Here is a 977-nt window from a genome sequence, read left to right as displayed (position 1 = left end):
GACCGACGACGGCGCGACCGGCGCGGCGGCCGGTGGCACGGTGAGCCGGCAGCACGCGGCCGAGGTGGCCCTGGCCCGGATCGGGGGCGGCCGGGTCGTCGAGGTCGAGGCGGAGACCGAGCACGGCCGTCCGACGTGGAGCGTCAAGGTGATCCGGGACGGCTGGCGGCACGAGGTCAAGGTCGACCGGGGTACGGGCGCCGTGCTGGAGGCCGAGCGGGAGCGCGCCGGCACCGACGACCGGGCCGACGACAGCAGCGGCCGGGACGACGACGGCGGCCGCGACGACGACCGGGGCCGCGACGACAGCCGGGACGACGACCGGGGCTCGCACGACCGCCAGGACGACCACGGCGACGACGACTGACTGACTGACAGGCGGGGGTTCCGGGAGTCCGGGAGGTCCGGGCCGGGTGCGGCGGGTCCGCGTCCGGCCCGCCGATGTCGGCACCGCCGGGCCGGCGTGAGATTCTGGTGACGCAGAGCGATCACCCCGCTACATTGAATTATGGTGCCCGCACCCGGAGGTCGACGGCCGGACCCGGTCTACCGCCCGGTGCTGGCCGGCCGGCGGGGTGAACTGGAGGCCTTGGCGCACCTCGACGACGCCGCCGCCGCGCTGCTCGCCCCGGTCGTCGACGTCCTGCCGGACGATCCGTCCACACCGGAGGCTCTCGGTCGGCTCCCCGCCGGCCTGCTGCCGGCCGTCGACGTGTCGGCGCTGCCGGACACCCCCGAACACGATCCCGTACGGTGGGGCGTACCGCTGGTCCCGGTGATCGGCCTCGCGGAGAGTGACCGGCGGCTGGCCGCCCACGGCGCCGCGGCCCGGGCCTGGACGCGGCGGGCGGTGGTCCGGTTGCGAACCGGGCCGGACCGCGCCGGCCCGGACGCCACCACCGCCGCGGTGGAGCGGGTGTGGCGGTCGACCGGGCTGATGCCGGAGCAGTGCGACCTAGATCGGAAGAGCACACGTC

Annotated in this window: 1 protein-coding gene; it reads left to right on the top strand. The window is 76.6% G+C overall.

What is annotated here, in order from left to right:
* The coding region (locus HUW36_RS33455) for a PepSY domain-containing protein (protein WP_174531654.1) at nucleotides 1–367 on the top strand (367 nt) is incomplete at its 5' end.
* Nucleotides 368–977 lie beyond the last annotated feature (610 nt).

Origin of the sequence: Micromonospora maritima (assembly GCF_902825405.1) — a bacterium.
Classification (GTDB): domain Bacteria; phylum Actinomycetota; class Actinomycetes; order Mycobacteriales; family Micromonosporaceae; genus Micromonospora; species Micromonospora maritima.
The sequence above is the reverse complement of the archived record's forward strand: the minus strand, read 5'-3'. Positions and strand labels throughout refer to the sequence as shown.